18 protein-coding genes and 1 tRNA gene are annotated in these 16,720 nt (G+C 62.5%); 4 read left to right on the plus strand and 15 right to left on the minus strand.

Translation table 11 applies throughout. The annotated features are described in order from the left end of the window. Positions 1 to 203 precede the first annotated feature (203 nt). From ACODSZ_RS22485 to ACODSZ_RS22495, 3 genes are all read right to left on the minus strand, one after another. Entirely contained in the window at positions 204 to 2,456 is a 2,253-nt protein-coding gene (locus ACODSZ_RS22485) for a RelA/SpoT family protein (RefSeq protein WP_175342412.1), read from the minus strand. A gap of 6 nt (positions 2,457 to 2,462) precedes the next feature. Next, entirely contained in the window at positions 2,463 to 2,813 is a 351-nt protein-coding gene (locus ACODSZ_RS22490) for a RidA family protein (protein ID WP_008328017.1), read from the minus strand. 81 nt (positions 2,814 to 2,894) lie between these two features. Then, a complete protein-coding gene (locus ACODSZ_RS22495; protein ID WP_008328013.1) occupies positions 2,895 to 3,761 on the minus strand; it encodes an alpha/beta fold hydrolase in 867 nt (288 codons plus the stop codon). A 16-nt stretch (positions 3,762 to 3,777) separates the two neighbouring features. On the opposite strand from ACODSZ_RS22495, the gene ACODSZ_RS22500 reads away from it, so the two are divergent. The 3 genes from ACODSZ_RS22500 (at position 3,778) to ACODSZ_RS22510 (ending at position 5,270) form a co-directional block, all read left to right on the plus strand. Next, positions 3,778 to 3,963: a hypothetical protein gene (locus tag ACODSZ_RS22500; RefSeq protein WP_141106952.1), complete on the plus strand. Its 186-nt coding sequence runs from the start codon at positions 3,778 to 3,780 to the stop codon at positions 3,961 to 3,963. Positions 3,964 to 4,069: 106 nt separating this feature from the next. After that, positions 4,070 to 4,156: transfer RNA gene (locus ACODSZ_RS22505), tRNA-Leu, on the plus strand. A gap of 208 nt (positions 4,157 to 4,364) precedes the next feature. After that, positions 4,365 to 5,270, plus strand: a complete 906-nt coding sequence (locus ACODSZ_RS22510) for a hypothetical protein (protein WP_488928576.1) — start codon at positions 4,365 to 4,367, stop codon at positions 5,268 to 5,270. Positions 5,271 to 5,373: 103 nt separating this feature from the next. Here ACODSZ_RS22510 and ACODSZ_RS22515 read toward each other — a convergent pair whose 3' ends face one another. Continuing rightward, positions 5,374 to 5,547: a hypothetical protein gene (locus tag ACODSZ_RS22515; protein WP_237713527.1), complete on the minus strand. Its 174-nt coding sequence runs from the start codon at positions 5,545 to 5,547 to the stop codon at positions 5,374 to 5,376. 328 nt (positions 5,548 to 5,875) lie between these two features. On the opposite strand from ACODSZ_RS22515, the gene ACODSZ_RS22520 reads away from it, so the two are divergent. Continuing rightward, the gene (locus ACODSZ_RS22520; RefSeq protein ID WP_034350206.1) at positions 5,876 to 6,436 is read left to right on the plus strand and encodes a DUF2242 domain-containing protein; all 561 of its coding nucleotides are present in this window, start codon (positions 5,876 to 5,878) and stop codon (positions 6,434 to 6,436) included. A 90-nt stretch (positions 6,437 to 6,526) separates the two neighbouring features. Here ACODSZ_RS22520 and ACODSZ_RS22525 read toward each other — a convergent pair whose 3' ends face one another. The 11 genes from ACODSZ_RS22525 to ACODSZ_RS22575 form a co-directional block, all read right to left on the minus strand. Next, on the minus strand, positions 6,527 to 6,856 hold the full coding sequence (locus ACODSZ_RS22525) for a hypothetical protein (protein ID WP_488928577.1): 330 nt from the start codon (positions 6,854 to 6,856) through the stop codon (positions 6,527 to 6,529). Positions 6,857 to 6,982: 126 nt separating this feature from the next. After that, positions 6,983 to 8,623: a YbaL family putative K(+) efflux transporter gene (ybaL, locus tag ACODSZ_RS22530; protein ID WP_008328008.1), complete on the minus strand. Its 1,641-nt coding sequence runs from the start codon at positions 8,621 to 8,623 to the stop codon at positions 6,983 to 6,985. Positions 8,624 to 8,825: 202 nt separating this feature from the next. Then, a complete protein-coding gene (gene htpX, locus ACODSZ_RS22535; protein ID WP_008328006.1) occupies positions 8,826 to 9,704 on the minus strand; it encodes a protease HtpX in 879 nt (292 codons plus the stop codon). Positions 9,705 to 9,854: 150 nt separating this feature from the next. After that, complete coding sequence (locus tag ACODSZ_RS22540; protein WP_249776895.1) at positions 9,855 to 10,268, minus strand: hypothetical protein; 414 nt, start codon at positions 10,266 to 10,268, stop codon at positions 9,855 to 9,857. 306 nt (positions 10,269 to 10,574) lie between these two features. Continuing rightward, positions 10,575 to 11,531: a GGDEF domain-containing protein gene (locus tag ACODSZ_RS22545; protein WP_488928578.1), complete on the minus strand. Its 957-nt coding sequence runs from the start codon at positions 11,529 to 11,531 to the stop codon at positions 10,575 to 10,577. Then, complete coding sequence (locus tag ACODSZ_RS22550) at positions 11,528 to 12,151, minus strand: chemotaxis protein CheC (protein WP_175342408.1); 624 nt, start codon at positions 12,149 to 12,151, stop codon at positions 11,528 to 11,530. The genes ACODSZ_RS22545 and ACODSZ_RS22550 overlap by 4 nt, the downstream gene beginning before the upstream one ends. Next, positions 12,148 to 12,531 carry a response regulator gene (locus tag ACODSZ_RS22555; protein ID WP_008327999.1) on the minus strand — a complete coding sequence of 128 codons (384 nt, stop codon included), beginning with the start codon at positions 12,529 to 12,531 and terminating at the stop codon, positions 12,148 to 12,150. The genes ACODSZ_RS22550 and ACODSZ_RS22555 overlap by 4 nt, the downstream gene beginning before the upstream one ends. 167 nt (positions 12,532 to 12,698) lie before the next feature. Next, the gene (locus tag ACODSZ_RS22560; protein WP_488928579.1) at positions 12,699 to 13,352 is read right to left on the minus strand and encodes a histidine phosphatase family protein; all 654 of its coding nucleotides are present in this window, start codon (positions 13,350 to 13,352) and stop codon (positions 12,699 to 12,701) included. A 15-nt stretch (positions 13,353 to 13,367) separates the two neighbouring features. Beyond that, a complete protein-coding gene (locus tag ACODSZ_RS22565) occupies positions 13,368 to 14,198 on the minus strand; it encodes an adenosylcobinamide-GDP ribazoletransferase (protein ID WP_488928580.1) in 831 nt (276 codons plus the stop codon). After that, a complete protein-coding gene (cobT, locus tag ACODSZ_RS22570; protein WP_488928581.1) occupies positions 14,191 to 15,225 on the minus strand; it encodes a nicotinate-nucleotide--dimethylbenzimidazole phosphoribosyltransferase in 1,035 nt (344 codons plus the stop codon). The genes ACODSZ_RS22565 and cobT overlap by 8 nt, the downstream gene beginning before the upstream one ends. A 157-nt stretch (positions 15,226 to 15,382) precedes the next feature. Further along, on the minus strand, positions 15,383 to 16,357 hold the full coding sequence (locus ACODSZ_RS22575; RefSeq protein ID WP_008327994.1) for a chemotaxis protein: 975 nt from the start codon (positions 16,355 to 16,357) through the stop codon (positions 15,383 to 15,385). Positions 16,358 to 16,720 lie beyond the last annotated feature (363 nt).

The following is a 16,720-nucleotide window of genomic DNA, read 5'->3' on the forward strand; positions in this document are numbered from 1 at the left end:
CCAACGACCCCTACCATGTCAAGGTAGTGCTCTAACCAGCTGAGCTACGCGCCTAACGAAGAAGCGAGAGTATAGGAGGCTTTTCAAAATTTGCCAAGGGGTAAATGATGAAAATGATAAAAAATTAAAAATAGTCCGCCTGTTTCACCAAGCATCCGGCCACCCTCCCCGCCATCCTCTCGCCATTCCTGCTGCCCGGCGAACTACTGCCGCTTGGCCTCGATCACGCCCTTGACCTCGCGAATGACCGTCAAGGCCTTCTGCAACTGCTCGGTCGACCCGATCTCGGCGGTGAAGGCCATGCGTGCATGGCCCTTCACGCTTTGCGTACTGACCCCGATCACATTGATCTTGTCGCGCAGGAAGATATCCGAGATATCCCGCAGCAGACCCTGGCGATCACTGGCCAGCACGAAGATATCGACCGGATACACCGTATCGCGCGCCGGTGCCCCCCAGGTGGTCTGGATGACGCGCTCGGGCGCATGCAGGCTCATCTCGGCGAAATTCTTGCAATTGACCCGATGGATGGAAACGCCCTTGCCACGTGTGACGAAACCAGCGATCACATCCGGCGGGGCCGGCTTGCAGCAGCGGGCCAGCTGGGTCAGCAGACCATCGGTCCCCACCACCAGCACCCCCGACTTGGCGCCCTGGACGATGCTGGAGGCGCGGCTCTTGCGGGTGATCAGGGCTTCGTCGTCGATCTCCGGCTTCTTTTCCTCGCCTTCGTGCAGCGCCTGCTCGACGTGCCGCAGGCTGAATTCTTCCTTGGCCAGCGCCAGGCAGAGATCATCGACCTTGTCGAAACCCAGCTTCTGCGCCAGCTCTTCGAGATTGACGGCGGTCTTGCCTTCGCGCTGCAAGGTTTTTTCCAGCAGGCCACGGCCTACCGACAAGGTTTCCTGCTGCTCGATGGCATTGAACCAGGCGCGAATCTTGGAACGCGTACGCGAACTGGCGGCATAGCCGGCACCCAGCCAGTCGCGCGAAGGACCCACGCCAGCGCCACTCTTGGCGGTGATGATTTCCACCGTCTGGCCGTTCTTGAGGGGGGTGTTCAGCGGCACCATCACACCATCCACCCGCGCGCCGCGGCAGCGGTGGCCGACGTCGCTGTGCAGGTGATAGGCAAAGTCGATGGGCGTGGCGCCGCTGGGCAGTTCGATCACGCGCGCCTGCGGCGTGAGCACGTAGATGCGCTCGTCCAGCGTGGCCGACTTGAGCTTCTGCACCCAGTCGCGACGGACTTCTTCCTGATCCACCACGGCATCGGTGACTTCATTCTTCCAGGCCAGCAGCTGACGCAGCCAGGCGATTTTCTCGTCATATTTCTGCGCCGAGAAATTCGAGCCACCGCTTTCCTTGTAGCGCCAGTGCGCCGCCACGCCGTATTCGGCGAAGTGGTGCATCTCGTGCGTACGGATCTGCACTTCCAGCGCCCGGCCATCCTCGGCCATGACTACCGTATGCAGCGACTGGTAGCCGTTCTGCTTGGGACGCGAGATGTAGTCATCGAACTCTTCCGGAATCGGCGTCCAGATGTTGTGCACGATGCCCAGCACCGAATAGCAAGTCTTCACATCGTCGACGATGACACGGAAGGCGCGCACATCGTAGAGCTCGGAAAAATCGATGGACTTGCCGCGCATCTTGTTCCAGATGCTGTAGATGTGCTTGGGTCGCCCGCTGACCTCGGCGCGAATGTCCTGCGCCGCCATCTCGGCGCGCAGGCGCGCAATCGCGTTGGCGACGAAGGCTTCGCGCTCCAGGCGCTTTTCTTCCAGCATCCTGGCGATGCGCTTGTAGGTCGCCGGCTCCAGGAAGCGGAATGACAGGTCTTCCAGCTCCCACTTCAACTGCCAGATGCCCAGCCGGTTGGCCAGCGGCGCGTAGAGGTCAAAGGTCTGGCGTGCGTACTGCGCGCTGGCTTCGTTCTCTTGCTTGGTCTCGGCAAAGTAGCGCAAGGTCGCCACGCGCGAGGCCAGGCGCACCAGCACCGCACGCATGTCGGTGGCCATGGCCAGCAGCATCTTGCGCAAGGTTTCGACCTGGGCGGCGGCCTGCTGGGCGGCGTTCTTGCCGCGCAGGACTTCCTGGTGCTGGGGCTGGAAGCTCAGGCTGTGAAAGCGCATCAACTGGCGCACATTGCCCACCAGCTCGGCAATTTCCTTGCCAAAGCGTTCTTCCAGCTTTTCGTCCAGCTCGGGATGCAGCATCTGCGCCTCGAAAGCCAGGCCGGCGATGCGGGTGGCGGCATCGACGTTGAGCGCAGTGAGCACGGTGGCTACCGAGACGGCGAACTGCAGCGCATTCTGCCCGGACAGGATCTGCCTGTCGGCATAGAGCGGCTCGAGTTCGGCCAGTGCCTGCTCGACCCGCGCGACATCGTCAGGACCGAGACCGGCGGTAATGGCTGCCAGGCCCTCGCCCTGGGTACTTGCTACCGAAACCATACCTGCTTACTTCTGGGCCGCGACGATGATGATTTCCACCAGCAGTTCGGGACGGGCCAGCTTGGCTTCAACAGTGGCGCGCGGCGGCGCGTTGCCGGGCGCGACCCACTCATCCCAGACCGCGTTCATGCCGGCAAAATCCTTCACATCGGACAGGAAGATCTGGCACGAAAGAATCTTGGTCTTGTCGCTGCCGGCCTCGGCCAGCAGACGGTCGATATGGCCCAGCACTTCGCGGGTCTGGCCTTCGATGTTCTGGGTGGCGTCTTCGGCGATCTGGCCGGCCAGGTAGACGGTACCGTTGTGGATGGCGACTTCGGAGAGACGCTTGCCGACGTGCAGACGTTGTACGGACATGAAATTTCCTTCGTAGTAAAACCCGGCGCCCGACGGCGCCGGCAATGACAAAAATGGATGCGATGCGTGCGGGGCGACGGCTCAGCCCAGCAGGAACTGCCGCGCCACCTCGATCTGCGGGGCGTGCATGAAGGTTGGTGCGTGGCCCACATCGGGCAACTCCACCAGCTTGGCCTTGGGGCCGCGACGCGTCATCTCCTGCGCCACTTCCGGCAGCAGCAGGTCGGACTGGGCGCCGCGTACCAGCAGGGTCGGACAGGCGATGGCGTCATAGGCCGCCCACAGCATCTGCTCGGCCGCCGTGGCGGCTTGCGGCGTGGTCAGCTTGAAGGGGACCGCCAGACCCAGGTCGTAGTGGCGCACCCACTTGCCCTCTTCATTCTGGCGCAGCACGTCCTTGGCCAGCTTGTGCCATTCTTCATCACTGTGCTGACCGAAGCTGGCCGAAATGGTCCGGATATACTGGGCGGCTTCCTCGAAGGTATCGAAGCGCACGTCCTGGCCGATGTAGTCGCCGATACGCGCCAGCGCGGCACCGTTGATGGACGGACCGATGTCGTTGAGCACCAGGCGGCGGATGGGGTTGCCCGGCAGCGAGGCCAGGCCCATGCCGATCAGACCGCCCATGGAGGTGCCGAACCAGTCGACGATCTCGGCGTCGGCGCGCGCCAGCAGGGTCACCATGTCGCTCACGTACTGCGGCACGGTATAGAACTGCGGATTGGCCAGCCGCCCGGAACGACCGCGTCCGACCACGTCGGGGCAGATCACCCGATAGGTGTCGCAGAGCTCGCGGGCCATGCGGTCGAAATCGTCGGAGACCCGCGTGACGCCGTGCACACACACCAGCACATTGGGATTGCGTGCATCGCCCCACTCCTTGTAAGCCATGGTGTGCAGGCCGGCGGGTGAAATGCACTGCACTGTCTTGACTACCGCTTCAGTCATGGTGAGGGCTTTCCAGATGAAAGAAGTCGTCATTCTACCCTTTCAAGACAGCTTGTCGGCCGGAAATGGCACCCTGGAACAGGAGGGAATGCTGTCTGTCGACGGCAAACGGGGCAGCAGGCGTGCCCGCCTCCGCCCACAAGAAAAATTCGGGAATTTCCGCAGGAAAAAACAAATGATGCGGCGCAAGTCGCTGCTATAATGCGTCCCTTTTCCGGCGGCCCTCGCCGGCATCGCGGCAGCAAAGGCGATGACCAAGACAGTCCGGCCAGCGCACCTGCGTGCGGCATGGCGGCAACTGCAAGACCGGGGGTATGGTGAAATTGGTAGACACAAGGGACTTAAAATCCCTCGGCCGCAAGGCCGTGTCGGTTCGATTCCGACTACCCCCACCACCAGTGTTCTCAGGAACTCAAGACAGCCAGCTCTGGCAATTGCCGCCATCGAATTGGGCGCAATCTTTTCCGTCAACGCGCTAGAAAACGAATCAGTTTCCTTCCGGAAATTTCGATAACATACGCAGTTATTTTCCATTGCCGCGCTTAGCCAGCAAGAAAAGTTGCACCCCACAGCTTGACGCGCCCTCAAAATGACTGCCCAGCCATGATGACTACCCAAGAGGCCGCCCGATCGGGCAGCATGCCCCTTCCCGATGAGAATGTCCTGCACGCCGATGGCGCTCAAGCGCCGGTTCCGTCGTCCCCGCCTATCAGAGAACGTCCTGCAGTGGTCACCATCTTCGCCTACGCCCTGCTCATCGGCGCTGGCACGTCCTCGTGCTTGCTGGTGCTCTACGGCAAAAGCTACCTGGCGGCCTTGGCGCAGCCAGACGCCTCGTTGTATCTGAAAGTGTTTTGGGCGAGTTGCTGGTATCAAGTTCTCGTTCCACCCTTGCAAGCCTATGCCTTGCTCAAGGCGAAGCGGTGGGCCCGACCTTTGCTACTCCTGGGCCCCGTGTTAGCGCTGGTCCTTTGGTTTTCCGCTCCCCCCTCGTTGAGAGTTGCGGTTAGCGCACAGCTGTTGAACATCGTCGTCTTTGTCTACGCGCTCTACCTGCTGACGCGCGCGCCGTCCAATCGGTATTTTCGCGAAGGCTTGCCACCTCCGGCGGCACTGCCGTGGACCATGCGCCTGCGAAGCAAGGTCCGAAGCATTCTGTATGTTCTGGTCGCCATCTATCTGGTCTGGACCTTCAATGCTCTGATATTGGATCTGCCGCGCGCCTACCCCGCGACCTACCAGCGTGACAAATTGGGATTCATCGCCTTGCCCATCCTGCTGCTGGCAGAAATACTGGGTGGCCCGCGCGGCGCCATCAAGCGGCTCTTCAACCTGTGTGCAAGCTTCGCTTGGCTGCTCGCCCCCACGGCCTTCGCCGTTTTCATGAGTTCCCCTGGCCGGCTGACGCAGACCCACTCGCAACTGGTCAACTGGGCCTTCGGACTGAGCATTGCGACAGCAGCGCTGTTCTATCTGAAGCGACGCGCTGAGAAAGGCAAGGCAAGTTAGGAAAACACAGGAAACGCGGCAGCAGAAGCGCTGCGTTCAGACCCGATGAGGCAGGCGGAAAGCCCTGCCTTTGTGGGTGCAAGCATGGCGAATGCGAAAGGGCTCAGCGCTTGAGCAACTCCAGCGCATCCTCCGCCACACTCCGCAGATTGGTAATGGTGGCGTTGAGCGCGGCCAGTTCGGCCGGTGTGGGCGGCTGGTCCATGCCGTTCTTGACCAGCGAAGCCTTGATGATGGTCGCGGCCATCTGCCACGCAGCCTTATTGTGTGCGTCCACCAACTCTCGCTGGATGCGCACCAATTCCGCTTTCTGATTTTTATCCATGTTCCTTGACGAGGCCGGTTGCGAATTTGCCAGGCATCCCCGGCAGATTCATGATCGTCCCGATGGAAGACCACTCCCTTTGTTGGCCTAACATTACTTTCAGTCAGGCAATTCGACAAGTGATTTTACCTTCATGATGATGACCTGCGCGTGTCTTCGTTTGCTGTTCTCATCAGGTGATAGGTCATCTGTTACCGATCTTTACCATCCGCCCAAACCCTGCGCTTCGTGAATCCTTTACAATTCACGCCACCCTTCACCGTTGCTGGAGATACGCTGCATGCCGCGCCTGCGCTTTTCTATCCCGTTTCTCGTCATCACCACCGCCACTCTGGGCCTGACCGCCTGCACCACTGGCAAGACCGCCTTCTATCATCAGGAGGAATTCAGCGATACCAGCGCCTTCTCGCGCAGCTTCCCCGGCAGCGAGAAAGCGGTCTGCGAAGCGGCCCGGCGCGCACTGCTGGGCCAGGGCTATGTGATCAGCAAGTCTTCCGACAACACTCTGGATGGCAACAAGAGCTTCCAACCGGCCAGCGACAAGCACATGGAAATCGCCTTCCACGTGGTCTGCGCCTCCAATGGCAACGGCAAGAGCTCGACCATGTTCGCCAGCGCCACCCAGGATGGCTACGGTATCAAGAAGAGCAACAGCTCGGCCAGCCTGGGTGTGAGCGTACTGGGCTCGGTCTCGATGCCCTTCGCCGCCAGCGATGATTCGATGGTGCGCGTCTCCAGCGAAACCATCCGCTCGCCGGATTTCTATGACCGCTTCTTCGGGGCGGCCGAACGCTATCTGCTGGTGGATGTCGATGACGACACCGCGCCCGCCAAGAAATAAGGCATCAGCCGCTCCGGCACGCCATCGGTGCCGGGATGAACGCAAAAATGGCGGCCGAAGCCGCCATTTTTCTTGCCTGCTGCCCGGGAATCAACGCCCCCAGTAGCCGTAGCCCGGGGGCGGCGGCGGACGATGCCAGTGGCGGTGATGGCCACGATGGTACTCACGCTCCACATACACCGGGGCCGGTGCGTAATAAACCGGTGCCGGACGCACGTAGACCGGTGCCGGGCGCACATACACCGGCGGTGGCGCGTACACGGGCGCCGGCTGCACGTACACAGGCTGCGGAGCCACGTAAGCGGGCACGCCGATATTGACGCCGATGGACACATGTCCGGCCATGGCCGGTGCTGCGGACAGACCGGCAAGCGCAGCAAACACAGCCATGCCGGCCATCAGGGAAATCGACTTTTTCACGATAGCTCCTCGTTGTTCTGAATGACGTAGCGTGACTATATCCGCCGATTCCTGACAACTCTAGGCGAAAGCCGTAAGGGTTGTAAGCAAATGCTTCACAAACGTTAAGCGCAATGTGAAGAATGCTTAGATCCCCTGCCCTACCGAGTCCAGCATGCCTCGCGCGATCTCGCGCTCGCCCATGATGACGTGCTGGGCGCCATGCTTTTCCAGGTGTTCGATCTCGGCATCGGAGTGGGCGCGCGCCACCACCTTCAGTGCGGCATTGAGTTCCAGTGCATTCTCGATCACCTGGCCGGCTTCGAAGACTTCGGGAATCGCCACCAGCAGCCAGCGCGCCCGCTCCACGGCGGCGGCCTGCAACAGTTCGCTCTGGGCGGCATTGCCGTACAGCGCCGGCACGCCATCCTGGCGCAGTGCATCGAGATGCTCACGCTGCGCCTCGATCACCACGAAGGGCTTGCCCTGCGCACGCAACTGCTCACCGATCCCCCGACCGACGCGGCCATAACCGACCAGCACCACGTGATCTTGCAGATCGACCGTGGGCGGCACGTCCTGCACGTCGGCGGGCTCGGCCTGGCGCGCCTCGTAGCGGTCCAGCAGCGAGAACAGCAGCGGATTGATCAGGATCGACAGGATGGCGCCCCCGAGGATCAGATCGCGCGCCATCGGCGAGAGCAGGTCCAGCGACAGGCCGAGTGTGGCCAGGATGAAAGAAAATTCACCAATCTGCGCCAGGCTGGCCGAAATGGTCAGCGCCGTCGAATTCGGGTGACCGAATGCGCGCACGATCAGCCAGGCGGCGGCCGACTTGCCGACCACGATGATGAGCACCGTCGCCAGCACCAGCAGGGGCTCGCGCACCAGGATCGAGGGATCGAACAGCATGCCCACGGAGACGAAAAACAGCACCGAGAAGGCATCACGCAGGGGCAGCGATTCTTCGGCGGCGCGGTGGCTCAGTTCGGATTCGGAGAGGATCATGCCGGCAAAGAAGGCGCCCAGTGCAAAGGACACGCCAAACACGTAAGCCGATCCCAGCGCAAAGCCCAGTGCAATGGCCAGCACGGCCAGGCGGAACAGTTCACGCGAGCCGGTATCGGCGATGCGTTCCAGAATCCACGGAATGACGCGACGTCCGACGATGAGCATCACCGCCACGAAGGCCACCACCTTGCCCAGCGTCAGCCCCAGGGTCAGCAGCACGGCGTTGCCGGAAAGCGCCTCGCCCTTGCCCCCCAGGATGCCGGAGAGCGCAGGAATGAGCACCAGCGCCAGCACCATGGCGATATCCTCGACGATCAGCCAGCCCACGGCAATGCGGCCGCGCTGGGTTTCGACCAGGCGACGTTCCTGCAGCGCCTTCAACAGCACCACGGTACTGGCCACCGACAGCGCCAGGCCAAACAGGAAGCCCTCACCGAACGGCCAGCCCAGCAGCCAGCCCAGGCCCATGCCGAGCAAGGTGGCGATGGCGATCTGCGCCACTGCACCTGGAATGGCGATGTTCTTGACCGACAGCAGGTCCTTCAGGGAAAAGTGCAGACCGACGCCGAACATCAGCAGAATCACCCCGATCTCGGCCAGTTCCTGGGCCAGGTCGGCGTCGCCCACGAAGCCGGGCGTGAAGGGGCCGATGGCGATACCGGCTACCAGATAGCCGATCAGGGGCGGCATCTTCAGACGATGGGCCAGGGTCCCGAAGATGAAGGCCAGGACCAGGCCGGCGACAATGGTGGCGATCAGGGGAGTGTGATGGGGCATCAGTCAGGATTCCTTTCTAAGGTGGATGAATTTGTTGGAGATGACTGTGTCACTGGCTGCCGGACGGCTTCCTGCCTGCGCGCAAACTCAGGCAGGAAGCTTCACAAAGACTAACACGCCCATGAATACGCGGGCATGACAGCCACGCAGGCGCCGCCGCTGGCGGGCCGCACTTGGCGCGGTGCGGTCCGCCAGCGTGGCATCAGCGTGCAGCCTGCAGGGCGGCGATGCGCGACTCCAGCGGCGGGTGGCTGGAGAACAGGCCCAGCCACGACTCACGGCCGGAGATGCCGGAGGCCTGCAGGTTCTGCGGCAGGCCATCGGACTGCAGGCCACCCAGGCGGCGCAGCGCGTTCATCATCGGCACCTTGCTGCCCATCAGGGCTGCGGCACCGGCGTCGGCGCGGTATTCGCGCTGGCGCGAGAAGTACATGACGATGATGCTGGCCAGGATGCCGAAGACGATTTCACAGACGAACACGGTCACCATGTAGCCGATGCCGGGGCCGCTGTTCTCTTCGTTGTTGCGGCGCAAAAAAGAGTCGACGAAGTAGCCGACGATGCGCGCGAAGAACATCACGAAGGTATTGACCACGCCCTGGATCAGGGTCAGCGTGACCATGTCGCCGTTGGCGATGTGGGCCACTTCATGGGCGAGCACGGCTTCCACTTCTTCCTTGGTCATGCCTTGCAGCAGGCCGGTGGACACCGCCACCAGCGAATTGCTCTTGCTGGCGCCGGTGGCAAAGGCATTGGGCGGGCCGTCATAGACCGCCACTTCCGGCATGGGCAGCTGGGCGCGGGTGGCCAGGGTCTGGACGGTCTGCAGCAGCCACAGCTCGGTGGAATTCTGCGGCTGCTCGATCACGCGCGCGCCGGTGGACCACTTGGCGATGGTCTTGGACATGAACAGCGAAATGAAGGAACCGCCAAACCCCATCAGGCCGCAAAACACCAGCAGCATGCCGAAGTTGAGACCGTTGGCTGTGAGGTAGCGGTTCACACCGAGCAGACTGGCGGTGAAGCTCAAGACCAGCATCACGGCCAGGTTGGTGACGAGGAACAGAACAATGCGTTTCATGGTTTTTCCTGGTGAACGAAAAAGTGCCGTGCACGTCCGGCGGCACGGCGGGTCAGACAATGGGAAGCAATGATGGGAATGGCGCGATGGCGTACAAGGGTGCCGCCGCGTCTGCGTCCTGCCCTGCGGCAGTGGCGCACCAGGGAAGGCTCAGGCCAATGGAGGAGGACGCAACTGGTCGTGCAGGTAGGACGACCAGTTCAGGCTTGCCGCAAAGGCGTGGGGAAACGGAAACCAGTGCAGTCCGGGCGTGGCGATGGGCGCCGGCAAGGCCGGATCTTCCAGCTCGCCCTGAGCGGTGGGCTGGTCATCGTCGTCGGTACCGGACGGAAGTTCATCGGCCGGTGCGATAGCGGCACCAAGGAGATCTGCCGCAGCGTGCCAGGAACTGGCAGCCGCCGCCGGACAGACCTGTTCGCCGACATGTCCGCCCCCCTGCGATGCTGCGGGAAGCGATACCTGCAACTGCTCGCGCAACTGTTCACGCAGCTGTGGCTCTCCCGTGGCTGCCAGCAATTGCAGCGGGATCAGCAGAGTCAGCAGCAGGAGCAGCAGTCGGCGCATCAAACCCATCGTGAAGGAAAAAGTAAAAACAAGGTGCATCGCCCGGCAGCATCCGCCCCCCCGTTCGCCAGGCTCTTGTCAGCATGAACGGATGCGCATTATACGCAAAATCGCCGCCCCGCCCTGCCAGCCGGTTCCCTCCGGAAACCAAGCCATACGGCAAGTTATCCACAAAAGCTGTGAACAAGCCTGTTGATAAGCACGCCGACTGTTTCTGACATGCTTGCTCAGCAAGGGTTTCCTATAAATTGCTCTTGTTTTACACAAAAGTGAAGAAATTTCCTCAGTACCTGCCCGCCGGCGGGCTCAATCGGTGGCCACTACCTTGTTGCGGCCACCCAGCTTGGCGCGGTAGAGCGCCGCATCAGCGGCCGACATGAGCAGGCGTCCATCCGCGTCGCTTTGTACCAGACGGGTGCACACCCCGATGCTGATGGTTACACGGTGCGCCACCAGAGACTTGGCATGCGGCTCGGCCAGCGCATGCACGGTCTGGCGCAGCGATTCGCCCACCTCGGCCGCCTGGCCGGGCGACAGGCCTTCCATGAGCAGGATGAATTCTTCCCCTCCGTAACGCGCCAGCAGATCGCCCGGGCGCTGCAACTGACCCTGCAAGGCGGCCGCCACGCGCTTGAGCACCTGGTCGCCAGGTCCATGACCGTAATGATCGTTGTACTGTTTGAAGAAATCGACATCCACCATGAACAGCGACAAGGTCCCGCCCGCCTGCCCCATGCGCTGCAAGGTCCGGGCGTAGTGTTCATCAAAATGGCGGCGATTGTGAATGCCCGTCAGACCGTCGGTACCGACCTGGCGCTTGAGCACGTCGGAGTGCGACTGCAGCATCTTCTCGCGGCGCACGGAGTTGCTGGCGTCGCTGATCTGGACCAGGCACAGGCGTTCTCCTCGTGCGTTATCCAGCGCAGTGAGCACCACTGATTGCACCATGCGCGCCGGTGTGGCGGTGGTGACATGATCCGGGTACAGCGGCAGCGGTGCCCGATGCAGGGCGCTGGAGAGCACCGCCGGCAAGCCATAGCCCAGGGTGCTGTCGACGGCCCGCAACAGCGCCGGCGAGATGCGCTCCGCGAACACCTGGTCCAGACGCGCACCCAGTGCCTGTTGCGTCGATACGCGGCTATGGCGCGCCACCCAGGCGTTCCAGAGCAGGATGTGCAGTCCGGCATCGAGCATGATCAAGCCGCCGTGGAGCTGATCGAGCACCTCCTCGGCGCTGAAGCGCGGTACCACGGCAGTGCTCATGCCAGACCGATCTTGCCCAGGTAGCGCTGCACGTGCCCCACCAATGCGTGCAGCGAGGTGGAACTGAGCAGGAAGATGAGGTGACCATCGGTCTGGTGCTTCTCGATCACCAGATCGATGTGCAGCACCAGCACGAAGCTGTCCTCGCCCTGCGCGCCGGCCAGACGCATCGAGATGTCCTCGGAGGACGACACCAGGTATTGCGGCAAGGCGCTGTTGAGCGTGATCTCCAGCATGTCGGCCATGGCCGAGAGGCAGGCATTGAGGATGATGTTGCCCAGCTCGCACATGGCTTCGCGCTCGAACTCGGCCAGATCCTCCAGGCTCATCTGCGAGCCCATCATGTCGCGCACGATGGACAGCGCACGATCCTCGGTAAAGAGCAGTACCGCCTCCGCATCGAAGGGGCCATCGAAGTTCTGGCTTACCGTGGCAAAGCGTCCGCGCGAGCGCGGCAGCACCCGTTCGTCGATGGCTCCGGTACGCAGCACTTCCACCGAGGGGACCGACAGCCGCACCTCGTCGCCGACGATTTCGGACAGGCTCTGTGCCGCCCGTCCGGCACCGACGTTGAAGATCTCGGTGAGAGCGTCGCGCTCGATTTCGTTGAGAATGCTCACGACTGGCCCCGGAAATGCTGCAGCGCCTGGCCGATCGATTTTTCCGTGACCGGCTTGGCCACGAACAGGGCGCCCAGCTGCTGGGCGCGGGTCTGCACCGCTTCCTGGATATTGGCCGAGAAGATCGCGATGCGCACCGCCGGATGCGCTTGCAGGATATGGGCAGCCGCATCGGTGCCGAGCATGCCGGGCATGTTGATGTCCATCGTGCAGTAGTCGGGCACCCGTTGCTGCACCAGGGCGATGGCCTCCTCGCCCGTTCCCGCTTCCATCACCTGCCAGTCAGGATGCACGGCCAGGACATTGGCCTTGATCACCATGCGCGACACCTTGCTGTCATCGACGATGAGGAGGGTCTTGCCGCTGTCATTGCTTGCCATCTTGATTCACCTTGAACATCAAAAATCTGAAAAATGCTGACATGTTGTCATTTGTTAAAAATGATAAATCAAAAGCAACATGCTTCGTATGAGGGAATTCCTGATACGAAGCAATCTGCATCATGAAAAGCATGAAAAAAGACCTGGAGGCCTCTGCCTCGTGGCCCCTAGCGGGTGGAGGTGGAGGTGGAGGTGGAGGTGGAGGTGGAGGTGGAGGTGGAGGTGGAGGTGGCGCAGGCGTCCAGCGCAAGCAGGCGGGCATGGGCAATCTCGCCGCGATGGGCTGCGGCGTGCAGGGCAATCTCCCGGAAAGCGTCTGCATCGGGCTGGGCTGCCGTGCCCTGCACTGCGCGCCATGCGACACAGGCGTGCAGCATGCGGACGGTGCCGGCGTGACAGACCACAACGGCGCCGTCGGCCGATGTCGCCAGCAGGTCATTGAAGGCTGCCCACATGCGCTGCGCAACGGCGGTCAAGGTCTCGCCACCGCCGGGCGGGTAGCCGGCAAGGTCGGCATTCCATGCCTCCACTTCAGCCCAGGGAATATCGTCCCAGAGGCGGAGCTCCCAATGGCCGAAATCCATTTCCTGCAGGCGCGAATCCAGCCTCGGGGCAGGCTGCCCGACTGCCGTAGCCAGTGCCTGTGCCAGGCGCGCACAGCGCTGCAGCGGGCTGCTGACCCAGGGCCAGTCGCGCGGCAGGGCCCGCACCTGAGGCAGCAGTTGTGCCACGCTTTGCGCCAGCGCATCGGGAGCGACGGCGATGTCGCTGCGCCCATAGCAGGTGCGCTTGTCCAGCTGCGGCTGAGGGTGGCGAATCAAATGCAGCTGCATGGATCAGGCACGCCACCAGGACGGCAGCGTGGCCAGCGCGCCCAGATAAAAGGCCGTTTCACTCAATTGCTGGACCGCGCCCAGGCCGTCTCCGGTATAGCCCCCCAGGCGCCGCTGGAATCGCCAGGCCAGCCAGGCTGCCGCCATCGCCGCCAGCAGCACACCGGCAACGATGCGTTGCCAGGACATCATGCCCAGCACGATCACGCCCATCACCGGCAGCACCGCAAACACGGTCGCCAGCAGAAATTCGCCATGACGCATCTGCTGCGCCAGTGGCTTGACCTTGCCCTCTTCCCGCACGTAATCCATACGCCAGATCAGGCAGGTGGCCAACCAGCGTGACAGCGGATGCGCCATGCCCAATACCGCCAGCACCTGCAACGGCAGCAGCGCCTGCAAGGCCGCCAGCTTGGTCAGCAACAGCGCGACGATGCCGATCACGCCATAACTGCCCAGGCGCGAATCGCGCATGATCTCCAGCGCACGCTCACGGCTGACCGCACCGCCGAGGCCATCGCAGACATCGGCGAAGCCGTCCTCATGGAACGCTCCGGTGAGCCAGATACCGGCGACGGTGGACAGCAGCACTGCCACCGGCTGCGGCCAGAGCTGCGCCGCCAGCAGATACACCAGGGCGCAGGCCCAGGCCACGATCCAGCCGACCAGCGGGAAGTAGCGCGTGGCATGCTGCAGCCAGTGCGGCTGAAAGCCCACCCAGCGCGGGATAGGGAGCCGTGTGAAGAATTGCAGCGCCGTGAAGAACAGACGCAGCTGGTACAGCAGCCCTGTGCTGTGCGGTGGTGGCGATGAGGTGAACTCTTTTTCAGACATGCTTTTCGCTGACGCTGGCCGAGGAAAACGTCGCCATGCGTTCCAGGAAATTGACCGCAGCACGCAGCAGCGGCAAGGCCAGGGCGGCACCGGTGCCCTCGCCCAGGCGCAGGTCCAGCTGCATGAGCGGCGTGGCGCCCAGGTACTGCAGCATGCGGCGGTGGCCGGCTTCGTCGGAGCAATGCGAGAACACGCAGTACTCCAACACCGCCGGCTGCAAGGCGGCCGCCACCAGCAGCGCCGAGCTCACGATGAAGCCGTCGATGAGCAACACCTTGCGCCGCCGCGCAGCAGCGAGCATGGCGCCGGTCATGAAGGCGATCTCGAAACCGCCCAGTGCCGCCAGACGTTCCAGCGGTGCGCTCGCCCGGCCATGCAGGTGCAGCGCACGGGTGACGGCATCGGCCTTGCGGGCGATACCCCGGGCATCCAGGCCGGTACCGGCCCCTACGCATTCTTGCACCGGCACAGCGGTAAAGGCAGCCATCAGCGCGGCCGCCGCAGTGGTATTGCCGATCCCCATTTCCCCGAAGCCCAGCACATCCGTTTGCAGCGCCTCGGCAAACTGCATCCCGGCCTGCAGCGCAGAGGCGCATTGCTGCGCCGTCATGGCGGGGGACTGGCAGAAGTTGGCGGTACCGGGCGCGATCTTGCGATCAAGCAGGCCGTCGCGCACGCCGAAATCGTGATTGACGCCGGTATCGACGATGTAGAGCGCGCATTCGTTCTGACGTGCAAAGACATTGATCGCCGCGCCACCGGCAAGGAAGTTCTCGACCATCTGCCAGGTCACGCTTTGCGGATAGGCCGAGATACCCTCCGCAGTCACGCCGTGGTCGCCGGCGCACACCACGATGGCGCTCTGGCGCAGCACGGGATGATCGCTACCCTGGATCAGGCCGATCTGGCGTGCCAGGCGTTCCAGCGTACCGAGGCTGCCCAGGGGCTTGGTCTTGTCATTGATGCGCGCCTCCAGACGGCACGCCAGGGTGGCATCGAAGGGAGAGGCAATGGCGGGAATCTGCATGTAAGGACGCTCGGCGCGCGGGGCGCGGCAGGATCAAGGGAGCGTCAGTATACGAGATCGCCGCTGCCTGCGGCACGGCGGCCACAAGAAAGGGAGCCCGCAGGCTCCCTTGGCTCCCTTGGCTCCCTTTCTTGCCGGTGATCGCAGCCGCCCCGCTTCAGGCCCTGGCAGCGGCCTTGTCGAGTACGCCGAAGATGGTCGAGGCCAGTTCGTTGGCTTCGAACTTGGCGACATAGGCATCGCCCCCCACGCTCTTGACGTGGTCCTCGTTGGCCGAACCGGAGAGCGAAGAGTGGATGATGACGGGGATGTTCTTCAGGAAATCCTCGCGCTTGATGTTGCGCGTGAGCGTGAAACCATCCATTTCCGGCATTTCCAGGTCGGTCAGTACGAAGGAGATCTTGTCGGCAATCGGCTTGCCCTCGGCGCGTGCTTCCCTGGCCAGCTTTTGTATCTTTTCCCAGGCGTCCTTGCCGGTGACGTGCATCTCGAACGGGATTTCCATGGCCCGCAAGCCCTGCTCGATGAGCGAGCGCGCCACCTTGGAGTCATCGGCAGCGATGGCCACAGCACCGGGGCGCAGGCCGTGGCCGGTGCTCTTTGCCAGCTGCTCCATCTTCATGTCGCGGTCGCTGGGCATGATCTCATGCAGGATCTGCTCCACGTCCAGCACCTGGGCCAGGCGACTGGTGTCCTTGTCCTGATCCAGGCGCGCGATGCTGGTGACGAAGGCACCACCGCTACTGGTTTCGGCTGACAGGACCTGACTCCATTCCAGGCGCACGATCTCGTCCACCGATTCGACTGCAAAGGCCTGGGTACTGCGCGCATATTCGGTGACCAGCAGGATGTTCAGTCCGGTCTTGGGTACACAGCCCACCACCGCCGGCAGGTCGATCACCGAAATGATCTGGCCGCGGATGTTGACCATGCCCAGCATCGGCGATTGCGTGCCCGCCGCCTTGGTCACCGGCGGCATGGGAACGATTTCACGGATCTTGAAAACGTTGATGCCGAACAGCTCGGAACGCTCGCCGTGAGGATCCGCCCCCAGACGGAACAACAACAGCTCGAATTTGTTGGATGCGGTGAGATTGGTTCTTTCATCAATCTCTTTTTGAAAATTGTCCATGCCCCTTCCCCCCCGGATACAAATAATTTAGACAGGCAAACCCTGCCTCAGCAATGTAGTGGGGAAAGATGGCCGTGGCAATCAGGCAATCACTGATAGCCGACATTTTTGACCTTGGGCAATGGACCACATGCCGAAATACCACGCTTGCCCGCCGCAGGGAAGACGCTGCGTTCCGCCTGATCGAGGCAGTGCCCGGATGGTGCGCTCAAGGCTGTGCAAGAGTACGGGGCAATGACAGGGGTACAGCACAATGAAATGGGGTGCCGAAATGAAAAGAGGAAGCCCGAAGGCTTCCTCTTTCAATTTGGAGCGGGAGAAGAGTCTCGAACTCTCGACCTATACCTTGGCAAGGTATCGCTC

Source organism: Herbaspirillum sp. FG34 (assembly GCF_057809315.1).

What these genes read in the sequence shown, in the direction of transcription:
- ACODSZ_RS22555 (WP_008327999.1), bottom strand. Translation starts at nt 12,531, where the DNA reads ATGGCAAGCAATGACAGCGGCAAGACCCTCCTCATCGTCGATGACAGC.
- ACODSZ_RS22500 (WP_141106952.1), top strand. Translation starts at nt 3,778, where the DNA reads ATGAAAGAAGTCGTCATTCTACCCTTTCAAGACAGCTTGTCGGCCGGA.
- ybaL (WP_008328008.1), bottom strand. Translation starts at nt 8,623, where the DNA reads ATGCCCCATCACACTCCCCTGATCGCCACCATTGTCGCCGGCCTGGTC.
- ACODSZ_RS22510 (WP_488928576.1), top strand. Translation starts at nt 4,365, where the DNA reads ATGATGACTACCCAAGAGGCCGCCCGATCGGGCAGCATGCCCCTTCCC.
- ACODSZ_RS22520 (WP_034350206.1), top strand. Translation starts at nt 5,876, where the DNA reads ATGCCGCGCCTGCGCTTTTCTATCCCGTTTCTCGTCATCACCACCGCC.
- ACODSZ_RS22490 (WP_008328017.1), bottom strand. Translation starts at nt 2,813, where the DNA reads ATGTCCGTACAACGTCTGCACGTCGGCAAGCGTCTCTCCGAAGTCGCC.
- htpX (WP_008328006.1), bottom strand. Translation starts at nt 9,704, where the DNA reads ATGAAACGCATTGTTCTGTTCCTCGTCACCAACCTGGCCGTGATGCTG.
- ACODSZ_RS22575 (WP_008327994.1), bottom strand. Translation starts at nt 16,357, where the DNA reads ATGGACAATTTTCAAAAAGAGATTGATGAAAGAACCAATCTCACCGCA.
- ACODSZ_RS22565 (WP_488928580.1), bottom strand. Translation starts at nt 14,198, where the DNA reads ATGTCTGAAAAAGAGTTCACCTCATCGCCACCACCGCACAGCACAGGG.
- ACODSZ_RS22485 (WP_175342412.1), bottom strand. Translation starts at nt 2,456, where the DNA reads ATGGTTTCGGTAGCAAGTACCCAGGGCGAGGGCCTGGCAGCCATTACC.
- ACODSZ_RS22495 (WP_008328013.1), bottom strand. Translation starts at nt 3,761, where the DNA reads ATGACTGAAGCGGTAGTCAAGACAGTGCAGTGCATTTCACCCGCCGGC.
- ACODSZ_RS22545 (WP_488928578.1), bottom strand. Translation starts at nt 11,531, where the DNA reads ATGAGCACTGCCGTGGTACCGCGCTTCAGCGCCGAGGAGGTGCTCGAT.
- ACODSZ_RS22540 (WP_249776895.1), bottom strand. Translation starts at nt 10,268, where the DNA reads ATGCGCCGACTGCTGCTCCTGCTGCTGACTCTGCTGATCCCGCTGCAA.
- cobT (WP_488928581.1), bottom strand. Translation starts at nt 15,225, where the DNA reads ATGCAGATTCCCGCCATTGCCTCTCCCTTCGATGCCACCCTGGCGTGC.